General features: G+C 71.1%; 22 protein-coding genes and 1 tRNA gene. 3 read left to right on the forward strand and 20 right to left on the reverse strand.

Annotated features, from left to right (window positions below):
* Positions 1–11: 11 nt before the first annotated feature.
* The 5 genes from ACZ607_RS32915 to ACZ607_RS32935 form a co-directional block, all read right to left on the reverse strand.
* Positions 12–950, reverse strand: a complete 939-nt coding sequence (locus ACZ607_RS32915; protein WP_469741132.1) for an NAD(P)-dependent oxidoreductase — start codon at positions 948–950, stop codon at positions 12–14.
* A gap of 8 nt (positions 951–958) precedes the next feature.
* A complete protein-coding gene (locus ACZ607_RS32920) occupies positions 959–1429 on the reverse strand; it encodes a PPOX class F420-dependent oxidoreductase (protein ID WP_469741135.1) in 471 nt (156 codons plus the stop codon).
* 73 nt (positions 1430–1502) lie between these two features.
* Positions 1503–2318 (reverse strand): YceI family protein, encoded by an 816-nt coding sequence (locus tag ACZ607_RS32925; protein ID WP_469741137.1) that lies wholly within the window; start codon positions 2316–2318, stop codon positions 1503–1505.
* 196 nt (positions 2319–2514) lie between these two features.
* A complete protein-coding gene (locus ACZ607_RS32930) occupies positions 2515–4932 on the reverse strand; it encodes an MFS transporter (RefSeq protein ID WP_469741360.1) in 2418 nt (805 codons plus the stop codon).
* Positions 4933–5033: 101 nt separating this feature from the next.
* A complete protein-coding gene (locus ACZ607_RS32935; RefSeq protein WP_469741140.1) occupies positions 5034–5546 on the reverse strand; it encodes a MarR family winged helix-turn-helix transcriptional regulator in 513 nt (170 codons plus the stop codon).
* Between the two features lie 324 nt (positions 5547–5870).
* On the opposite strand from ACZ607_RS32935, the gene ACZ607_RS32940 reads away from it, so the two are divergent.
* Positions 5871–6086, forward strand: a complete 216-nt coding sequence (locus ACZ607_RS32940) for a hypothetical protein (RefSeq protein ID WP_124277992.1) — start codon at positions 5871–5873, stop codon at positions 6084–6086.
* Positions 6087–6416: 330 nt separating this feature from the next.
* Here ACZ607_RS32940 and ACZ607_RS32945 read toward each other — a convergent pair whose 3' ends face one another.
* The 6 genes from ACZ607_RS32945 to ACZ607_RS32970 all read right to left on the reverse strand — a co-directional run bounded on the left by ACZ607_RS32945 (position 6417) and on the right by ACZ607_RS32970 (position 11827).
* Positions 6417–7283 carry an RNA polymerase sigma factor SigF gene (locus tag ACZ607_RS32945; RefSeq protein ID WP_073750853.1) on the reverse strand — a complete coding sequence of 289 codons (867 nt, stop codon included), beginning with the start codon at positions 7281–7283 and terminating at the stop codon, positions 6417–6419.
* A 234-nt stretch (positions 7284–7517) separates the two neighbouring features.
* Positions 7518–8375 carry an RNA polymerase sigma factor SigF gene (locus ACZ607_RS32950; protein ID WP_469741145.1) on the reverse strand — a complete coding sequence of 286 codons (858 nt, stop codon included), beginning with the start codon at positions 8373–8375 and terminating at the stop codon, positions 7518–7520.
* Positions 8376–8561: 186 nt separating this feature from the next.
* Positions 8562–8855: a Dabb family protein gene (locus ACZ607_RS32955; RefSeq protein ID WP_469741148.1), complete on the reverse strand. Its 294-nt coding sequence runs from the start codon at positions 8853–8855 to the stop codon at positions 8562–8564.
* A gap of 10 nt (positions 8856–8865) precedes the next feature.
* On the reverse strand, positions 8866–9030 hold the full coding sequence (locus ACZ607_RS32960; protein WP_391774158.1) for a hypothetical protein: 165 nt from the start codon (positions 9028–9030) through the stop codon (positions 8866–8868).
* Between the two features lie 399 nt (positions 9031–9429).
* Positions 9430–11058, reverse strand: a complete 1629-nt coding sequence (locus ACZ607_RS32965; protein ID WP_469741362.1) for an MDR family MFS transporter — start codon at positions 11056–11058, stop codon at positions 9430–9432.
* 112 nt (positions 11059–11170) lie between these two features.
* Complete coding sequence (locus tag ACZ607_RS32970) at positions 11171–11827, reverse strand: TetR family transcriptional regulator (RefSeq protein WP_469741150.1); 657 nt, start codon at positions 11825–11827, stop codon at positions 11171–11173.
* Between the two features lie 348 nt (positions 11828–12175).
* Here ACZ607_RS32970 and ACZ607_RS32975 point away from each other — a divergent pair, with 348 nt between their 5' ends.
* Complete coding sequence (locus ACZ607_RS32975; protein WP_469741152.1) at positions 12176–12994, forward strand: hypothetical protein; 819 nt, start codon at positions 12176–12178, stop codon at positions 12992–12994.
* 60 nt (positions 12995–13054) lie between these two features.
* Here the strand turns inward: ACZ607_RS32975 and ACZ607_RS32980 are convergent.
* The 4 genes from ACZ607_RS32980 to ACZ607_RS32995 all read right to left on the reverse strand — a co-directional run bounded on the left by ACZ607_RS32980 (position 13055) and on the right by ACZ607_RS32995 (position 14760).
* Positions 13055–13139, reverse strand: a tRNA-Ser gene (locus tag ACZ607_RS32980).
* Positions 13140–13217: 78 nt separating this feature from the next.
* Positions 13218–13718 (reverse strand): tRNA adenosine(34) deaminase TadA, encoded by a 501-nt coding sequence (gene tadA, locus ACZ607_RS32985; protein ID WP_469741155.1) that lies wholly within the window; start codon positions 13716–13718, stop codon positions 13218–13220.
* 9 nt (positions 13719–13727) lie between these two features.
* Positions 13728–14306 carry a tRNA adenosine deaminase-associated protein gene (locus ACZ607_RS32990; protein WP_469741364.1) on the reverse strand — a complete coding sequence of 193 codons (579 nt, stop codon included), beginning with the start codon at positions 14304–14306 and terminating at the stop codon, positions 13728–13730.
* Positions 14307–14523: 217 nt separating this feature from the next.
* Positions 14524–14760: a hypothetical protein gene (locus ACZ607_RS32995; RefSeq protein WP_202472620.1), complete on the reverse strand. Its 237-nt coding sequence runs from the start codon at positions 14758–14760 to the stop codon at positions 14524–14526.
* Positions 14761–14875: 115 nt separating this feature from the next.
* Between ACZ607_RS32995 and upp the strand changes: the two genes are divergently transcribed.
* Complete coding sequence (upp, locus tag ACZ607_RS33000) at positions 14876–15511, forward strand: uracil phosphoribosyltransferase (RefSeq protein ID WP_469741158.1); 636 nt, start codon at positions 14876–14878, stop codon at positions 15509–15511.
* 61 nt (positions 15512–15572) lie between these two features.
* Here upp and ACZ607_RS33005 read toward each other — a convergent pair whose 3' ends face one another.
* The 5 genes from ACZ607_RS33005 to ACZ607_RS33025 form a co-directional block, all read right to left on the reverse strand.
* Positions 15573–16169: a LytR C-terminal domain-containing protein gene (locus ACZ607_RS33005; RefSeq protein WP_469741366.1), complete on the reverse strand. Its 597-nt coding sequence runs from the start codon at positions 16167–16169 to the stop codon at positions 15573–15575.
* Between the two features lie 141 nt (positions 16170–16310).
* Complete coding sequence (locus ACZ607_RS33010; RefSeq protein ID WP_365924426.1) at positions 16311–16607, reverse strand: type II toxin-antitoxin system VapB family antitoxin; 297 nt, start codon at positions 16605–16607, stop codon at positions 16311–16313.
* A 137-nt stretch (positions 16608–16744) separates the two neighbouring features.
* Positions 16745–18265 (reverse strand): M28 family metallopeptidase, encoded by a 1521-nt coding sequence (locus tag ACZ607_RS33015; RefSeq protein WP_469741161.1) that lies wholly within the window; start codon positions 18263–18265, stop codon positions 16745–16747.
* Between the two features lie 61 nt (positions 18266–18326).
* Entirely contained in the window at positions 18327–18935 is a 609-nt protein-coding gene (locus ACZ607_RS33020; RefSeq protein ID WP_469741162.1) for an HhH-GPD-type base excision DNA repair protein, read from the reverse strand.
* A 65-nt stretch (positions 18936–19000) separates the two neighbouring features.
* Positions 19001–20257 (reverse strand): RNA polymerase sigma factor, encoded by a 1257-nt coding sequence (locus ACZ607_RS33025; protein ID WP_469741163.1) that lies wholly within the window; start codon positions 20255–20257, stop codon positions 19001–19003.
* Positions 20258–20263: the final 6 nt, after the last annotated feature.

Here is a 20263-nt window from a genome sequence, read left to right on the forward strand (position 1 = left end):
GGGCCCGTTCCTCAGTAGCCGCGCCCGGTGTCCACCGCCAGCGCGGGCGTGCGCCCCTCGGCGACCGCCTCCCAGCAGGCGCCGAAGTCGGTGACGACGTCCTCGTCGGCTGTGATGCCGGCCGAGTGCGACGTGATCACCGTGCGCGGCAGCCGCCAGGCACGGTCACCGGGGCCGGCGGGCTCGTCGGGCAGCACGTCCAGCACGGCCCGGCGGACCGCACCGCCGTGCAGCGCGGCCTCCAGTGCCGCCATGTCCACCGTCGCGCCCCGGCCCACGTTGACGAAGGTGGCGCCGCGCATCGCGGTGAACCGGGCGGCATCGAAGAAGCGCTCGGTGGCGCCGGTCAGGGGCAGGGCCGACACCACCCACCTGGCCTCCGCCAGCGCCGCGGTCTCCTCGTCCGAGCCGGCGAGGACGGTCCGGTCGAAGCCCGCGGGGACGCCACGGTGCGTACGGCTCACACCGACCGTGCGCACCGCGCAGGACCGCAGCAGGGAGGCGACCGCGCCGCCGATGCGTCCGGTGCCGTGGACGACGGCGGTCCGCCCGGCGGCGAGTTCGGAGGGGAGGCGGCGCCACTCGGACCGGGCGTGCTGCGCGGTGTGCTCCGGCACGGACTGGCACTCGGCGAGGATCCAGGCCAGCGTGTACTGGGCGATCCGCTCGCCCATCCGTCCCACGGTCCGCGTGAGCAGGGCCCCTTCCGGCCAGGGGCCGGCGGCGAGCAGCGCGTCCGTACCGGCGTTGACGCTGTGGAACCACAGCAGGTCCGGGGTGCGCAGCGCCTCGGGCAGTGCGTCGCCGACGTACACGAAGGGTCCGTCGGGCGGAGTGGTGCGCACCGGGCGCCCGGTGAGGCGTTCCAGCTCACGGACGACGGCCGGTGGGACGGAGGGCGAGGTCAGCAGCCGGGCCCGCGCGAGCGGGCCCGGGCGGGGCGGTGTCATCGGTACGGTCAGCCGCCGTCGGCCAGACGGGCGGGGAAGCCGCCGGTGGCGATCGGGCTCCAGCGCTCCGGGGTGATCCGGATGATGGACTTGCCCTGCTTGACCATCGCCGCCCGGTACTCGTCCCAGTCCGGGTGCTCGCCCGAGATGGTGCGGAAGTACTCGACGAGCGGCTCGACCGAGTCCGGTGCGTCGATCACCTCGGCCGTGCCGTCGACCTGGACCCAGGGTCCGTTCCACTCGTCCGACAGGACGATCACGCTGACGCGCTCGTCCCGCTTGGCGTTACGGGTCTTGGCCCGTTCGGGGTAGGTCGAGACGACGATCCGCCCCGCGTCGTCCACGCCGCAGGTGAGCGGGGAGCCCTGGGGGCGGCCGTCGGACCGGGTGGTCAGCAGGATCGCCCGGTGCCGGGGCCGCACGAAGTCCAGCAGTTCCCCGAGTTCCACGGCGGTGTTGGTCGCGATGTTGGGTGCCATGCGGCCCAGCCTAGGGTCTTCCGACGCGCGCGGCCCCGGGCCCCGGGCCCGTCCCGGGGCCTTTCCGCCGGCCCTATCCCTGGACGGAGTCGCCCTGGACCGCCTGGATGTCGAGCTCCACGCGCAGGGTCGTGCCGATCGCGGAGATGCCCGCCTGCAGCACCTGGTTGTAGTTCATGGCGAAGTCGTCGCGGCGCAGTTCCGCCGTGGCGTTGAACGCCGCCCGCACCCCGCCCCACGGGTCGGGGCCGGTGCCCAGATAGCTGAGGTCGAGGTCCACCTCGCGCGCGATGCCGTGCATCGTGAGCAGCCCGTGCACCGTCCAGCGGTCGGGCCCGGCCGGGGTCAGCGCCCGGGAGCGGTAGGTGATCTCCGGGAACGCCTCCACGTCCAGGAAGTCCGCCGAGCGCAGGTGCTTGTCCCGCATGGCGTTGCCCGTGTCGATGCTGGTGGCGGCGATGAAGGCCTCCACGCGGGAGTTCTGCACGTCCTCGGAGATCTCGATGCGGCCGCCGAACTCGGTGAACCGGCCGTGCACGCTGGAGATCCCCAGGTGCTGGGCGACCGCGGCCACCGAGGAGTGCACCGGGTCCAGCGACCAGGTGCCCGGAGGCGGCAGCTCCACGCCGCCCTGCCGGGCCAGCACCACGGTCCCGGCCTCGACGCGGCCGCTGGCCGTGACGAGTGCGGTCGACGCGGAGGGGGCGTAACCCACCGCCGTGACGATCACCGTGTACGCGCCGGCCTGGAGGAGGTCGTCGGTGCGGACGGCCCCGTTCTCGTCGGCGGCGGCCCGGAGCACCTGGGTGCCCGTCATGTCGGTCACCGTCACGACCGCGTGCTGGACGGCCCAGCCGTCCCGCGTGCGTACCTGTGCGCGAAGTCCCATCCCGTGTTCTCTCCTTGCTCAAATCACTCGTGAAGCAGCGACTCGGACCGCGGTCGCAATGAGTCGGGCCCCGGGCGGGGCCGGCAGGCCGTCCCCTGCCTGCCGTTCCCGCCACGGGGCCCATTTCCACCCGGCGGCCACAGCCTCTCCGCTCGAAGCGCTGTTCCGCCAGGGGTCTGTGTGGATCTTCCGGTTGTTACTCGCCCGGGTGGGCGAGCTCGATGTCGTGACCGTCGACCCCGCCGCCGCTCACGGTCAGCGAGCCGGCCACCGGCGGGTAGCCGGTAGCGATCACGGAGTACTCACCGGCGTCCAGGTCGGTGAAGGCGTACACGCCGTCCTCGCCGGTCGTCGAGGAGGCGACCACGTTGCCGGCCGCGTCGATCAGCGTGACCCGGGCGTCGTTCAGCGGTGCCCGGCCGGAGCCGGCCCTGACGACACCCCGCACCAGCGCACCGGACCGCAGGGCCACGTCGACCCGGGTGACACCCTGGCCGCCGACCTCCACCGGCAGGGCCAGCGGACGGAAGCCCGCGGCCGTGACGGCGACGGTCACCGAACCGGGGATCAGCTCACCGAAGGTGAACTCACCCGCGTCACCGGAGACACCCGTGGCCAGCACGTCGCCGCGCACATCGGTCACCACGACCATGGCGCCCTGGACGGGGCTGCTGCCCTCGGCGGTCCGTACGGTCCCGGAGAGACCGCTCGTACCGGCGAGCAGGATGTCGAAGGCCAGCGGCTCCTCGCCGACGACCACGGTGGACGCCTGCGGCTGGAAGCCGTCGGCGGAGGCGATCAGGACGTAGCTGCCGGAGCCCGGCGCGTCCAGGACGTAACCGCCGTCGGCCTGGGCGACGGAGCGCCCCAGCTGCCGGCCGCCCAGCGAGATCAGCGTGACGGCGGCGCGGGCGACGGGTGCGCCCTCGGCGCCCCGCACCACACCGCGTACGGGCGTTCCCTGAATGGTCGGCTCCTCGATGGCGGCGGTCCCTTCCAGGGCGTCGGCCGAGGTGAACCCGGCGGCGCCCACGGCGACCGGCGCGGTGACGTCGGCGGCCTCGACGGCCTGCGCCGTGGCGGGTACCTCGGCGGGGGTGTTGTCGTTGCCCGCCTTCGTCTTCAGGGCGACCTCCTTGATGAAGAGGGTCAGGAGGAAGGCGACCAGCGCGGCAGGCGCGGCGTACAGGAAGACGTCGGCGACACCGTGGCCGTAGGCGACCTCCATGACCGTGCGGAACGGGGCGGGGAGCGCGTCCAGGTCGGGGATGCCCCCGCCGCCGGTTCCGCCGTGGCCGAACGCCGCACCCTCGGGGCCGAGGTCGGCGAGGCCGTCCTTGACGTAGTGGGTGACACGGTTGCCCAGCACGGCGCCCAGCGCCGAGACGCCGATCGCACCACCGAGCGAACGGAAGAACGTGACGACGGAGCTGGCCGCGCCGAGGTCGGAGGGGGCGACCTGGTTCTGCGTGGCGAGGACCAGGTTCTGCATCATCATGCCGATGCCGAGGCCCATGACGAGCATGAAGATCGCGATGTGCCAGTACTCGGTGTCGTACCGGATGGTGCCCAGCAGCCCGAGGCCGGCGGTGAGCAGGAAGCCACCGCTGACCAGCCAGGCCTTCCAGCGCCCGGTCTTGGTGATGATCTGGCCGGAGATCGTCGAGGAGAGGAACAGACCGGCGATCATCGGGATCGTCATGACGCCGGACATCGTCGGCGACTTGTCCCGCGCCAGCTGGAAGTACTGGCTGAAGAAGACGGTGCCCGCGAACATCCCGATACCGACGAACAGCGAGGCCGCGGAGGCCAGCGTGATGGTCCGGTTACGGAAGAGGCGCAGCGGGATGATCGGCTCGCGGGCCTTGGACTCGATGAACAGGAACAGCGCGATGAGGACGACGGTGCCGCCCAGCATCGTGTACGTCTGCCAGGAGACCCAGTCGTACTTGTCGCCCGCGAAGGTGACCCAGAGCAGCAGCAGCGAGACGGCGGCGCTGATGAAGAACGCGCCGGACCAGTCGATCTTGACGCCCTCGCGCTTGATCACGGGGAGCTTCAGGGTCTTCTGGAGGACGATGAGGGCGATGACCGCGAACGGCACACCCACGTAGAAGCACCAGCGCCAGCCCATCCAGCTGGTGTCGGTGATGACACCGCCGAGGAGCGGGCCGCCGACGGTGGCGACGGCGAAGACCGCGCCGAGGTAGCCGCTGTAGCGCCCGCGCTCGCGCGGGGAGATCATCGCGGCCATCACGATCTGGGCGAGGGCGGAGAGACCGCCGACGCCGATGCCCTGCACCACGCGGCAGGCGATGAGCATGCCGCTGCTGGTGGAGAGGCCGGCGACTATGGAGCCGGCCACGTAGATGATCAGGGCGATCTGGACCAGCAGCTTCTTGCTGAAGAGGTCGGCGAGCTTGCCCCACAGCGGGGTGGTGGCGGTCATGGCCAGCAGCGAGGCCGTGACGACCCAGGTGTAGGCGCTCTGGCCGCCGCCCAGGTCGGAGATGATCTCCGGCAGGGCGTTGGAGACGACCGTGGACGACAGGATCGCGACGAACATGCCGAGCAGCAGCCCGGTCAGTGCTTCCATGATCTGCCGGTGTGTCATCGGCGCGCCGGATGGGGCTTCGACGGCCCCGTGCTTGGCGTGGCCGCCCCGCACACCGGATGGTGTGGTCGTAGCCATTTAAATCCTTGTCTTTGCTTCTGTTACACAGGTGTACGGGTGTGCGAGTCGTCGGTGTGCCCGGCGCGGCAGTCGCCGCTGTGCTTTCCGGGGGTACACCCTCCGGAGCCGCGGCAGGAGAAGCTGTCGCGCAGCCGGGACAACAACGTGTTGAGTTGTCCGACTTCTTCGTCGGACCAGTCGATGAGGTTGTGGGCGAACATCTCCGTGGTCCGCCGGGTCAGCTCGTCGAGCAGTTCCTCGCCCGCGGGGGTCAGCCGCAGGATGCGGGACCGCTTGTCCGCCGGGTCCGGAAAGCGCTCGACCCAGCCGCTCTCCACCGCGTGAGTCACATGACGGCTGGTCACCGACATGTTCACGGCCAGGAGCTCGGCAAGCCGGGTGATCCGCATCTCGCCGTACTTGGCCAGCAGCGTCAGCACGCCGGCCGTGCCACCGGGGCACTCCGAGGGCAGGATGCGGACGAGTCCCCGCTTGACGGCTCCGACGGCGCTGAGCTGCCGGGCCAGTTCTTCGTACTGGCTCCGTGCCGCCACTGGCCCTCCAGACGTCTCGCGAGGTCATCTTGTTGCTTAGGGCAACGATAGAAGCGGTTGGTTGCCGCAGGCAAACGAAATGGGCCTTGCAGAAGTAAAGGAACGCAAAAGCCTGTGTAGGCGCCCGGTCAAGCGTGCAGCGCACACGGGGCGGGCCCCGGCGGATGTGTTCCTCGCCACAGGCGGGAGCGCCCGGGGGCGCGTGGAGGTGGTGCGAAGCGCTCCGGGGGGCGGGTGAAGAGGCTGTGCGCGCCGAGGAGGGGCATCGGCCGCCGTGGCCCCGGGGGTTGGGCGGAACGCCTGCGTTCGCTAGGGTCCTGGGCCATGGCACACAACCCCCACGCCCCGCAGCCGGGCCCCGAGGGCACTCACGACCCGGCGGGCAGCACGCAGATGTTCCGCGCGTTTGTCGACGAGGGCGAGCCGCAGCGCAGGCAGCAGCCCGCCGCGACCTCGTCCGGCTCGAAGACCGGAGTGATCGTGGCCGTCGTCGCGGTCATCGTCGTCCTCGGCGCGGTCGCCTGGCTCGCGCTCGGCTGACCACCGTCCGCCCCTTCACGGCCGGCCCGCCGCCCCTCCTGGGGGGCCGGGCCCGCCGGGCGTCCACGTGAGCGTGCACGCCGTCCTTACGCACCCGCTCCCGCACCGCACGCCGGCGCGGGAGCGGTCCGCGTTCGTCCCCGAGAGCGGCACGCGCCTCCGTACGGCAGGGGCGCAGGGGTCCGTGCGTCCGGACGGCTCCGTACGGCGGCCAGGCCCGCTCGTCCCTCGTACGGCGTGGGAGGCGGCCCGGACACGGCGGGACCGCCGGGGCGGGCGCTCGTGGTGCCCCGGCGGCCTCGTGAGCCGTCCCTGCGGACCCCGCCGGGGTCAGTCGGCGATGAGCCCTTCCCTGAGCTGGGTGAGCGTCCGGGTCAGCAGCCGGGAGACGTGCATCTGCGAGATGCCGACCTCCTCGCCGATCTGCGACTGCGTCATGTTGGCGAAGAAGCGCAGCATGATGATCTGCCGCTCGCGCGGGGCGAGCTTGGCCAGCAGCGGCTTCAGGGACTCGCGGTACTCGACGCCTTCCAGCGCCGCGTCCTCGTACCCCAGACGGTCCGCCAGCGAGCCCTCGCCGCCGTCGTCCTCCGGGGACGGTGAGTCCAGGGAGGAGGCCGTGTAGGCGTTGCCCACGGCCAGGCCGTCGACCACGTCCTCCTCGGAGACCCCGAGCGCCTTGGCCAGCTCCGGCACCGTCGGCGAGCGGTCGAGCTTCTGGGCGAGCTCGTCGCTGGTCTTGGTGAGGGCGAGCCGCAGCTCCTGGAGCCGGCGCGGCACCCGCACCGACCACGAGGTGTCGCGGAAGAAGCGCTTGATCTCCCCCACGACGGTCGGCATGGCGAACGTGGGGAATTCCACGCCCCGTTCGCAGTCGAAGCGGTCGATCGCCTTGATCAGGCCGATCGTCCCGACCTGGACGATGTCCTCCATGGGTTCGTTACGGCTCCGGAACCGTGCCGCCGCGTACCGCACCAGCGGGAGGTTGAGCTCGATGAGTGTGTCCCGCACATAGGCCCGCTCAGGGCTGTCCGTTCCGTCGGGGCCCGAGGCGGGACCCAGCGCGGCGAGCCGCAGGAACAGGGAGCGGGACAGGGTGCGGGTGTCGATGGCTTCCGGCGAGCTGGTGAGCACGGCAGGTGCCGGCACGCTCTTCGTGAGCGTGAGCACCTTCGAGCTGCCCTGTTCTGCGGACATGCCACCCCCTTGAGGTCGCGGACGGTCGCGGTGGCCACGACCATCGGAGGAACGCAGCCTCCACCTGAATACCGGAGGTGGGGCTGCGGCAAACGCGGTTCCAGCAGAATGTCACATGTCGGCAACACGCTGTAGTGACTTGTCGACAAGTCAGCGCCGGAACCGCGCTGGAAACAGGGGGTGTGCGGCTTTTACGCCCGTGGATATGGCCCTCAGGGGGTCTACCCGTTCCAGCTACGCTTCGATCCTGTTTGCGGACCGAAGTCGGGCGAAACTTCTGGCGAGAAGCCTTGACACATGCATCTGGGAGACGCCCAGTTCGGCGCTGATCTGTGACTGCGTCAGGTTGTTGTAGTAGCGCAGGAGCAGGATCCGCTGTTCGCGCTCGGGCAGCTGGACGAGCAGATGCCGTACCAGGTCGCGGTGTTCGACCCCGGCCAGTGCCGGGTCCTCGTACCCGAGCCGGTCCAGGAGCCCCGGCAGCCCGTCGCCCTCCTGGGCCGCCTCCAGGGAGGTCGCGTGGTACGAGCGGCCCGCCTCGATGCACGCCAGGACCTCGTCCTCGGAGATCTTCAGGCGCTCGGCGATCTCGGCGGTGGTCGGTGAGCGGCCGTGAGCGGTCGTCAGGTCCTCCGTCGCGCCGGTGACCTGGACCCAGAGCTCGTGCAGCCGCCGGGGCACGTGCACGGTCCGTACGTTGTCCCGGAAGTACCTCTTGATCTCGCCGACGACGGTGGGCATCGCGAACGTGGGGAACTGGACGCCGCGTTCCGGGTCGAAGCGGTCGATGGCGTTGATCAGGCCGATGGTGCCGACCTGGACGACGTCCTCCATCGGCTCGTTGCGGCTGCGGAAACGTGCCGCCGCGTACCGCACCAGCGGCAGGTTCGCCTCGATCAGCGCGGTGCGCACCCGGTGGTGCTCCGGGCTGCCCGCTTCGAGGTCCTTGAGCCGCGCGAACAGCACCTGGGTCAGCGCTCTGGTGTCCGCCCCCCGGGTCCTGGCGGGTGTCGTGGGGTCGGGGGTCTCGGTCTGGATGTCGTCCGTCTGGACGTTCTGGGGCGGGACTTGAGGCGCTGTACTGGCCGGCACGGTGTCGCCACCCCTTTGCGGTCAACTACGGTCAACTCATCCGTCAAAAGCGGTCATAGCATCACAAGACATGTCCACTGTGTGCAAGCACCGCATAGAGTCGTGTTGAGGGCGTTTTGGTTTAAACATGCCGAAAAGCCCCTCTCCTGTGGGGGAGGGGCTGTCGGGGCCGGGGGCCGGAATGGATCAGAAGGGGTAGTCGGCGATCACCCAAGTGGCGAACGCGCGCCACTGACCGGCGGCGGCCTGGTGCTCGGGGTGCTCGACGTACCGCTTGAGCGCGCCCTCGTCGGCGACGGCCGAATTGATGGCGAAGTCGTACGCGATCGGCCGGTCGGTGATGTTCCAGGCGCACTCCCAGAACTCCAGCTCGGGGATCTTCCCGCCGAGCTCCCGGAAGGCCTCCGCGCCCGCGACGACCCGCGGATCGTCCCGCTCGACGCCGTCGTTCAGCTTGAACAGGACCAAGTGGCGGATCATGGGGTCTCTCCTACTTCACGAGCTCGGACATGAAGTCTCCGACGCCCTGCGCGGCGCTCGAAATACCCTCGAACCCTATTTGAACGAGGTCGGCGCTCCGCTCGGGAGAGGTGATGATCGTGTACAGCACGAAGACCACAATCATGTAGAGCGCGATCTTCCTCGCTTGCACCACAGCCCCGTCCCTCCCCTTCGATCACCTGTGCAGTCGGGTGATTCTAGCCGCACGTACGGCCGTATCCGAGGGCCGTTTCCGATCACTGATGCGGCTTTTAGGGTCGAAGGACCCGTCGATTCGGGCCCTTTGTCGGCGGGCGCGGCTTACGGCAAGGAGGAGGATGGCCGGTGGGCCCGCGACCGAGGCAGGAATGCGTGGCCCGAGGAACGGGACCTCCACGAGGTCCCCACCGCGTGACTTCCCCCCGACCGCGGCGAGGGCCTACGGTCCCCGTTCTCACCGGGGGAAGCGGCTTGTCCCCCCGATGCCGCTTCCCCCGACCTCACACCCCGAAGGGCCCGGCGCTGACAGCGCCGGGCCCTTCGTGTCATCCGCTCGTACGTCCGTACGTACGGGTCAGTCCTTCCGCGGACCGGACCCGCCCGGGGCGCCGTCCTGGACGCTGTCGTCCGGAGCGCTCCGGGGCGCCGGGACGGTGCCGGCGGTGACCACGACGGCCCCTTCGGCGGCTTCCTCGGCGGCGAGGCGTTCCATGCCGCTCGTCGTCTTGAGGGGCTTCTCCTTGATGAAGAGCACCGCGAGAAGGGCGAGGAAGGCGAACGGGGTGGCGATGAGGAAGAGGTCGCCGGTCGCGACCCCGTACGCGTGCTCGACGATCTGCTTCATCGGCTCGGGCAGCTGGGTCATGTCGGGCACGGCGCTGCCGTGTCCGCCGCCGGCCGAGGGCAGCCCGCTCTCCGCGAGGCCCTTGGTCATCTCGGCGGCCACCCGGTTGGCGAGGATCGCGCCCAGCACGCTCGTGCCGATGGTGCCGCCGAGGCTGCGGAAGAAGGACAGCACGGAGGTCGCGGCGCCCAGTTCGTGCGCCGGCACGTCGTTCTGCGCGGCCAGCACGAGGTTCTGCATCAGCATGCCGACGCCGATGCCCATGAAGGCCATGTAGACGCTCAGCAGGCCGAAGTGGGTGTCCGCGTCGATGGTCGAGAGCAGACCGAGGCCCGCCGTCATGACGACGGAACCCGCGATGAGGTAGACCTTCCACTTGCCGGTCGCGGAGATGATCTGGCCGGCGATCGTCGAGGAGACCAGCAGACCGCCGATCAGCGGAAGGCTCATGAGGCCGGCGACGGTCGGCGACTTGCCCAGCGAGATCTGGAAGTACTGGGACAGGAAGACGGTTCCGGCGAACATCGCGATGCCGACGAAGAAGCTCGCCAGGGTCGTGAGCGTCACCGTGCGGTTGCGGAAGATGTCCAGCGGGATGATCGGCTCGGCGGCCCGCTGCTCGACGAAGACCGCCGCCACCAGGAGCACCAGCCCGGTGATCACCAGTGCGGCCGTCTGCCAGGACGCCCAGTCGAAGCTGTTGCCCGCGAGGGACGTCCAGATCAGCAGCGCGCAGACGCCGGCCACGATGAGGAAGGCGCCCAGCCAGTCGATCCTGACCTGGCGGCGTACGGTCGGCAGCTTCAGGGTGCGCTGGAGGAGGACGATCCCGGCCAGTGCGAACGGCACACCGATGAAGAAGCACCAGCGCCAGCCGAGCCACGAGGTGTCCACCAGGACACCGCCGATCAGCGGACCGGCGACCGTCCCCACGGCGAAGACCGCGCCGAAGATGCCCGCGTACTTGCCGAGCCTGCGCGGCGGGATGATGGCGGCCATCACGATCTGGGCCAGCGCCGTCAGACCACCGGCGCCGATGCCCTGGATGACACGGCTGATGATCAGGGTGACGACGTCCTGCGAGAAGCCGGCCACCAGCGAGCCGACCACGAACAGGCCGAGCGAGAGCTGGAGCAGCAGCTTCTGGTTGAACAGGTCGGCCAGCTTGCCCCAGAGCGGCACCGTGGCCGTCATGGCGAGCAGCTCGGAGGTCACGACCCAGGTGTACGAGGACTGGCTCGCGCCGAGGTCGGCGATGATCCGGGGCAGGGCGTTGGCGACGACCGTACCCGCGAGGATGGCGACGAACATGCCCGCCATCAGGCCGGACATCGCCTGGAGTATCTGACGGTTGGACATGGAGGTGGGCGTCTGTTCGGACGCCTCGGTTGCGGTCACGGTGTCCTTCTTCGGTACGTACGGAAGCAGATCGGGATCGGAAGGGTGCGGGCCGGGCGACCGGCGGTCCCGGCTACGCCGAGGGCCGCGGGAGTCCCTGCGCCAGCTGGGCGAAGGCGTCCTGGAAGGCGTCGGCGAGCACGATCTCCCCGGGGTGCTCGCACCAGTGCTCGATGGCGACCCGCAGGGCGGTCTGGGCCACGGCCGCGAGGAGCCGGGGAAAGATCCCGGCGTCGGACGGGCCGCCCTCGCCGGCCGTGCCGGGGCGGGTCGCGTCCAGCCAGTCGGTGAGGGCGACGGCGAGCGCCCGCTCGTCCGCCACATGCGCTTTCAGTCCGCGCTGGATGAGGTGCGGCGACCTCTGGAGCACCTTGGACTGGAGGGCCCACAGCTCCTGGCGCTCCTCGAATCCGTCGAGTTCGGCGACCAGGGCGTCGCGTACGACGTCGAGCGGGGGCCGGTCGGCGGGGGCGTGGCGCACGGACTCCCTGATCCGCTCGCCCACCTCGTCGTCGACCAGCACGAACGCGTCGTCGTGGCTCGGGAAGTAGTTGAAGAACGTCCTGGGCGAGACACCGGCCGCCTCACTGATGGCCTCGACGGTGACGTTCTCGGCACCGTGCTCGGCGGCGAGCCGGACGGCGGCCTCCGCGATGGCCCTGCGGGTCGCCTGTTTCTTGCGCTCCCGCAGCCCGGGCTCGGAGTTCGTCGTCTTCGGCACAACGTGCATAGTAGGCAAAGATGCAGAGCCTGCAAAATTATTTTCGGAGTGGTTCACCGGGCCCGACGGGCCGAGGGCGGCGGGCAACCACCCCGAATGGGCCTCTCGTCGCGTCCGGCGGCCCGCCGCCCCGCCGGGCCGCTCGCCCGGGCGACGGGGCCCTGATTCCCGGCGTCACGACCGAGGTTCGGCACGGAGGGTGACGATCGCCCCGAACTACCCGTTGCAGGATGGCTGCTTGTGCCCCCATATGGTGATTGCGCCGTCACCCGCAGTTATGTGCGGGGGTGTACGTCGCGTCGGTCGGGCATCCCGGCGCACGCCAAGGTGCCCCTCAACTACGTGGAAGGACTGAGTGTGAGCACTCGCTTTGGCACGGCCCGGTCCAAGGCCCTCGCGTTCACCGCGGTGGCGGCGATCGTCGCCTCGGTATTCACCGGATCGGTCTCCGCCGTCGCGGACGGCAACGGCGACGGAAACGGCAACGGAAACGGCGGGGACCACGCGCGCGGCGCGGACCACTGGGGCGTGATCACCCGCAACACGATCGGCTCGCCCGTCGCCGATCTGAGGAACGGCCCGTTCGGCTCGTACGGCGTGACGGGCCCCGCCGCCCGGCCGCCCTACGGGCGGGGCAGCCTGGGTATCGAGGTGGCCGACAACTCCACCTCGCTGAGCCCTCCCAGTGAGAAGGTCGACTTCGGCAACGAGGTCGACTTCTTCGGCGACCCGGTGCAGGGTCTGCGGCAGGTCGGGTTCCACGTCTTCCAGACCGGGGAGAACGTGGCCTACGGAGGCGCCGAGAACATGCCGAACATCAGGTTCGAGATCGACCCGAACCTGACCGCGCTCCCCTCCGACAACTACTCCACGATGGTGTGGGTGCCGGACGCGTCCCCGGTGACCAACCGCTGGAGCGGTTACATCGACGCCACCTCGACCGGCTACTGGTACCTCACCGGCAACGAGGTCCCCGCCTGCAACCAGGCCGCCGAGTGCACCCTGGCGGAGCTGAAGGACGCCCTCGACGACGGTGGCACGGGAGCGACCATCTACTCGGCCGCGGTCGGCAAGGGCCGTGACCACATGTGGATCGGCGCCGTCGACGGCCTCCGCATCAACCAGAACATCTATGACTTCGAGACCAGCGGCGTCAGGACGCTCCGGGCCGGCTGAACCCGGGGCGGAACGCAGTGAAGGGACCGATCCTTGCGGATCGGTCCCTTCATCCATCTGCGGTAGCGGTGGGATTTGAACCCACGGTGAGTTTCCCCACACTCGCTTTCGAGGCGAGCTCCTTCGGCCGCTCGGACACGCTACCGAGAGAGAGCTTAGACCATCCTGGCCCTGGTCAGAAATCCGATTCCCGCCGACGGCTCCGAGCCCTCGGCGGAGGGCCTCAGCGCTCCCGGAAGAACGCCGTGAGCAGGGCCGCGCAGCGGTCCTCCAGGACGCCGTGGATCACCTCGGGGCGGTGGTTGAGCCTGCGGTCGCGTACGACGTCCCAGAGCGAACCGACGGCTCCGGCCTTCTCGTCCCGCGCCCCGTAGACCACCCGGGCGATCCGGGACTGCACGAGTGCGCCCGCGCACATCGTGCAGGGCTCCAGGGTGACGACGAGCGTGCACCCGGTCAGCCGCCAGGAGCCGAGCGCGGCGGCGGCGCGGCGCAGCGCGAGGACCTCGGCGTGCGCCGTCGGGTCGTCGGTCGCCTCGCGCTCGTTGCGGCCGGTGGCGAGCAGGGCGCCGTCCGGGCCCAGGACAACGGCGCCGACCGGCACTTCGCCGGCCGACGCCGCCTGCGCGGCCTCGTCCAGGGCGTGGCGCATGGGTGCCTGCCACGGATCCCGTACGGGATCGGGGGGAGGCGGTGAGGAGGGGGTGGGTGGTGGTGCGGTCACCCGCGGACCCTAACGGACAGCCTCCAGGACCTCGGCCGCTCCCAGCGCGTCCGCGATCTCCACCAGCGCGTCGGTGCGCAGGGTCAGCAGATCCTTCTCGGACAGGCCGAGATCGGCGAGGATCCCGAGATCTCCGAGCGGCCCCGCCGGTACGGCGTCGGGGTCGTGGTCCAGATCGGGGTCGGGGTCGGTGGCGGCGGTGCCGGCACCGGCATCACCGCCGTCGGTCTCGTCCGGCTCGCCGTCCTCCGTACCGTCGAGGTCCACGAGCTCCTCGAGTGCGGCGATCTCGTCGTCGGCCCCCGGTTCACGGCCGAGCAGTTCGTCGGTGAGCAGGATCTCCCCGTACGAGGAGCGGGCGGCGGACGACGCGTCCGAGACGTAGATACGGGGGTCCTCCTCACCGTCCACCCGGACGACGCCGAACCAGGCGTCCTCCTGCTCGATGTAGACCAGGACCGTGTCCTCGTCCACCGAGGCCTCACGGGCCAGATCCGTCAGGTCGGACAGGGTTTCCACATCGTCGAGCTCTGTATCGCTCGCTTCCCACCCGTCTTCGGTGCGCGCGAGCAGTGCGGCGAAGTACACCGTGACTCTCCCACTGGTCATAGGTGAATCGGTCCGACGGGAGGGCAGACGGTCATCCGGCTGCTCTGGGCCCCGCCCAATCGGCATCGTGGCAGAAACGAGCGCGATGCGAGACCTCTTCGGCCGTTGCGTCGGCCATCAGTTATCCGGAGTACACGTCCGCCGGGGGTGATCCGGCGGCTTCCCGGGGGCGGTGCGGGCGCGTCCGGGACCGGCCTCACCAGCGGAACGTACGCATCCGCATCTGTTGGCGCATACGGGCCGCGCGGGCGCGCCGCGGCTGGACCCGGTCGCGCAGCTGCTTCGCCTCGTGGAGCTCGCGGAGGAACTGCGCCCTGCGCCTGCGGCGCGCCGCTTCACTCTCCTGCGCGTCCGGCACGTCCTCCGGCGCGTCGGGCAGGCCGCGCGCGTCGCGTCCGGCCTGCCGCTGATTCCGCTGCTCCCCGTCGGGCAATCGACACACCACCCCAAGCCTGGATCCGTTGCTCCCCACCTTCCCTCCGAACAGGTGCTTGATGCCAGTGCGGACTGGCGAGAAGCGTGTCCGGGGCCCGGTTACTGTTGACGGCATGCGGATCCACGTCGTCGACCACCCGCTGGTGGCGCACAAACTCACCACGCTGCGCGACAAGCGCACCGACTCCCCGACCTTCCGGCGGCTCGCCGACGAGCTGGTCACCCTCCTCGCGTACGAGGCCACCAGGGATGTGCGGACCGAGCAGGTCGACATCGACACCCCGGTGACGCCCACGACGGGCGTGAAGCTGTCGCACCCGCGTCCCCTGGTCGTCCCGATCCTGCGCGCCGGTCTCGGCATGCTGGACGGCATGGTGCGGCTGCTCCCGACGGCCGAGGTCGGCTTCCTGGGCATGATCCGCAACGAGGAGACGCTCCAGGCGGAGACGTACGCCACGCGGATGCCCGAGGACCTCTCCGGCCGGCAGGTCTACGTCCTGGACCCGATGCTGGCCACCGGCGGCACGCTCGTCGCGGCCATCCGGGAGCTGATCAAGCGCGGGGCCGACGACGTCACCGCGGTCGTGCTGCTCGCGGCGCCCGAGGGCGTCGAGGTGATGGAGCGTGAGCTGGCGGGCACCCCCGTCACCGTGGTCACCGCCTCGGTGGACGAGCGGCTCAACGAGAACGGCTACATCGTGCCGGGGCTCGGCGACGCCGGTGACCGGATGTACGGCACCGCCGACTGACCCGGCGGCCGGGCCCGTCCCGGTCCGGCCGCCCCCGGGGCCTCACGGCCCCGTCGCGGTCTCAGCAGGAGGACGGCGCCGGGGCCGGCTCGGTCAGGGCCGTGAGGGCGGACGCCGCCGCCGCGGGCGTGCTGAACGCCTTGAACTTCGTACCGATGATCAGATCGACGTCCGCCGTCCGGCGGGTGTCGGTCTTCTGCGCGGCCCCCGGCAGCTGTGTGCCGAGCACCGGGAACGAGCCGTTCATGGCCGTCGGGCCGCCGAGCAGCATGCCGGTGCCCGGCACCTTCTTGTCGTAGGCGGCCGGGGCGTTGTCCACCTTGCCGATGGCGAAGCCGCGCTTCTTGAGCTCGTCCGCCGCGGCCTTGGCCAGCCCGCTGCGGGGCGTGGCGTTGTAGATGTTGACCTTGATGGCGGCCGGCTTCGGCAGCACCTTCGCGGGCGTCGAGGCGCTCGGCGTGGGGCACGCCTTCGGGCGGTCGGCGGCGCTGGCCTGTTTGTCGCCGCCGGTGAAGACGTCGACGATCTGGAGCGTGCCCCAACCGGCCAGGCCGAGGGCCACCACGGCGGCGCCCACCGAGAGGACCAGTTTGCGGCGATGACGGGGGCGGCGCATGCGGGGGTACGTGTTACCCGTGATGCGGTACTTTCCGCCCATGCCGGGAGGGGTCAGCATGCTCATGGCCGCAGCGTAGTGCGACCTGGTGATGATGCCTACTAAACGATCAACCTATGGCACCCGTACGAGCATAAAAGCACCCGAAAGGCCCGAAATGCTCCATGGGTGGGAGTGGCGGGGTCAGCCCATTTCGAGCACGCGTGCGTGCAGCACCTGGCGCTGCTGCAGGGCGGCTCGTACGGCGCGGTGCAGCCCGTCCTCGAGGTAGAGGTCGCCCTGCCACTTCACGACGTGGGCGAACAGGTCGCCGTAGAACGTGGAGTCCTCGGCGAGCAGGGTCTCGAGGTCCAGCTGGCCCTTGGTGGTCACCAGCTGGTCCAGGCGGACCGGACGCGGCGCGACATCCGCCCACTGTCGGGTAGTTTCCCGGCCGTGGTCGGGATATGGCCGCCCATTTCCGATGCGCTTGAAGATCACACGGAAAGCCTACCGGGCGAGGGCCTCCGGGCGCAGCCAGGGAACGCGACTGCGATGCCGGTTGAATCGGTACGAAATACCCCAGACCGGCGCACCGTCTGTGATGTTTGTGAGGCGCGCTTGTGAGCGTGCCCCGGCTACTCGGTGACGCCGTGGCCATGTCCCGTGCGGGAGCCCCCGCCGCCGCGCGCCTCGCCGGTGGCGGACGCGGAGGGGACGGGGCGGGTGAGGGGGACCGGATCGTGGGCGTAGGTGCCCACGGCGTGGGCGATCACGTCGATGTTGGTCTCGAAGTGACCCATGTCGATGTTGTCCAGGTCGTCGCAGGCCGCGTGGTAACAGGGGTCGTACGCGACGCCCGCGGTTCCGCCGTACGTCTCGGCCTGTGCGGCCGTCTTGATGCCCTCGGCACCCGTGTCCGTGCCGCCGGCCGGGATGCCGGCCTCGATGAACGGCCCGTAGTCGGAACGCCCGCTGAAGTCCGTACCGGTGTGCGGCTTGCCCTCGCTGTCCAGGAACGCGTTGATGTCCCGCTCCAGCCGGTCGGACCCCTCGGGGCCGGGGCCGGCGCCCACCTTGTCGGAGTCGTCGCCGTCGAAGACGAACTGCGCGCCGTTGGGCGAGGCGATCATGTCGAAGTTGAGGTAGAGCGCGATCCGTCCGCGCTGCGCCTCGGAGAGCTTCGCGACGTACGCCTCCGAGCCCAGCAGGCCGTTCTCCTCCGCCGACCACCAGGCGAACCGCACCTTGTTGGCGGGCGTCCGGTGCGAGCGGGCCAGCTCCAGGGCGACTTCGAGGAGGCCCGCGGAGCCGGACGCGTTGTCGTTGATGCCGGGGCCGTCGGTGACCGAGTCGAGGTGGGCGCCGAGCATGACGGTCCTCGCGGCGTTCCCGCCGGGCGTCTCGGCGACGACGTTGCGGGTGACCCGCTCCTCGCGGAACTCGCGGATCTCCAGGGAGACCTTCACCTCGCCCTTCGCCACCTCCGCGACGAGCTTCTCCCCCTCGGCCCGGGTGAGGCCGCCCGTGGGGATCTTCCCGGACGCGGCGTCGCCGAGGGTGCCGGAGAGGGCTCCCTCGGTGTTGTTGTAGATCACCGCGCCGGCCGCGCCCGCCTTCGCGGCCGCCGCCTGCTTCTCGGCGAAGGAGCAGCCGCCCCGTTCGATCAGGGCGATCTTTCCGGTGAAGCCGTCCGACGTGTAGTCGGACGCCTCGCAGCCGGTGGTGTCGTCGGTGGGCACGGCGGCGAGGGCCGCCGTGATGCCGCCCTCCTCGGTGGAGGCGGTGTAGGTCATGGCCCTGATCGTGATGTCGCGGGCCGTGGGGGAGACCACGGAGAGCTTCTCGGCGAGCGTCTCCGTGTAGACGAAGTCGAACGCCTGGTAGCCGACCCGGTAACCGGCCTCCCGGAGCAGCCGGTGGACGTAGGCGGCGGAGGCGTCGTACCCGGCCGAGCCGGCCGCGCGATGGCCGTCCGCGTCGTCGGCGATGGCCTGGAACCGCTCCAGGTGCCGGTACGCGCCCTCGGCCGACGCGCGTTCGACCAGCCGCCGCGCGAGGTCGTCGGCGTCGTCGGTGGGGCCGGCGGCGAGGAGGAGCGGGGTGGCCAGGGCGGCGGCGGCCGCCACCGCCGTTGCTCTGCGACGTGGTGCGCGCACGGGAGTCCTTCCGGTGGGGGAGGTGGACGTCATGGAGCCGTTCCGGGGTGGAGGGGCGCCGTCAGACGGACCGGCCCGCCCTGGCCGCCGCCTTCGCCCGCTGCTTGAACGCCCGCACCTCGGCGAGCGACTCGGGGCCGGTGATGTCGGCCACCGAGCGGTGCGAGCCCTCGTCGCCGTACGCCCCGGCGGCCTCCCGCCAGCCCGTCGGACGTACGTCGAACTGCTTGCCCAGCAGCGCGAGGAAGATCTGGGCCTTCTGGGTGCCGAAGCCGGGCAGCGCGTTGAGCCGTTTCAGCAGCTCGGTCCCGGTGGCGGCGTCCGCCCAGACCGCCTCGGCCCGCCCGTCGTACTCGTCGACCAGGTACTGGCAGAGCTGCTGCACCCGCTTGGCCATGGAGCCCGGATAGCGGTGCAGGGCCGGTTTCGTGGTGAACAGCTCGATGAAGGCGGCCGGGTCGTACGCGGCGATCTTCCGGGCGTCCAGATCGTCCGACCCCATGCGCCGGGCCAGCGTGTACGGGCCGGTGAACGCCCACTCCATCGGCACCTGCTGGTCCAGCAGCATGCCGACGAGGGCGGCCAGCGGACTGCGGCCCAGCAGCTCGTCCGCCTCGGGTTCCTGGGCGATCCGCACGGTGCGGGCCTTGCCGTTGTCGCTCGTGGTCATGTACTCGATGATCGCGAGAGTGCGCGGGTTCGGCGACTCGGTGAGGGCCGTGCACGCGCCCTCCGCTACCCGGTGCTCCCGTCGGCCGGCGGCGGCAGCCGGGCCGCCCGCAGCCGCAGATAGCGGGCCTCGGGCGTGCTGAGCGTCTGGCCCGCCGCCCGCCGGTAGGCGGCACGGGCCGCCTCGCGGTCCCCGGCCTTCTCCAGAAGATGGGCCCGTACGGCGTCGAGCCGGTGGTGGCCCGCCAGCCGGTCCTCCACGGCCGCCACGGCCGCGAGACCGGCCCGGGGCCCCTGGACCATGGCGAGCGCCACCGCGCGGCTCAGCTCCGCCATCGGCTCGGGGGTGCGGTGCACCAGGAGGTCGTACAGGGCGAGGATCTGCGGCCAGTCGGTGTCCTCGGCGCGGGGCGCCTCGTCGTGGAGCGCCGCGATCGCCGCCTGGAGCTGGTACGCCCCGGCGGGCCCCTCGGAGAGGGACTCCTCCACGAGGGCGGTCCCCTCCTCCACGGCGGCCCTGTCCCAGAGGGAGCGGTCCTGCTCGTCGAGGGGGACCAGCTCGCCCTGCGGTCCGGTACGGGCGGCGCTGCGGGCCTCGGTGAGCAGCATCAGCGCCAGCAGTCCCGTCACCCGTCCGTCCCGGGGCAGCAGCGCCCGCACGGCACGGGTCAGCCGGATCGCCTCGCGGGCCAGGTCGGCGCGGTGCAGATCACGGCCGGACGAGGCGGTGTAGCCCTCGTTGAAGATCAGGTAGAGCACCTGGAGCACCGCCGCGAGCCGGAGGTCGCGGTCGGCGGGCCCCGGCTGCCGGAACGGCACACCCCGCACCTTCTGCTTGGCCCGGCTGATCCTCTGCGCCATCGTCGCCTCGGGCACCAGATGGGCCCGGGCGATCTCGGCCGTCGTCAGACCGCCGACCGCGCGCAGGGTCAACGCGATCTGGGCGGCGGGGGACAGCTCGGGGTGGCAGCAGAGGAAGAGCAGGGTGAGCGTGTCGTCGGCGGACGGCGCCCGGCTCTCCCCGGGCGGCGGGGCCGTGAACGCGTCGCGGGGCGTGAGCGCGGCGGCCCGCTCCTCGCGCCGCCGCCGCGCGGATTCGTGGCGCAGCTGGTCCGTCAGCCGCCTGGACGCGGTTCTGATGAGCCAGCCGCGCGGATTCCCCGGCGGCCCGTCGGCGGGCCACTGCCGGTACGCGGCGAGCAGCGCCTCCTGCACGGCGTCCTCCGCCGTGTCGAAGTGGCCGTAGCGGCGTACCAGCGCGCCGAGGACCTGCGGCGCGTGGTGGCGCAGCAGGTCTTCGATCCCGGTCGGCCCGGTGTTCAACACGGC

Source organism: Streptomyces sp. NPDC104381, from assembly GCF_055583745.1.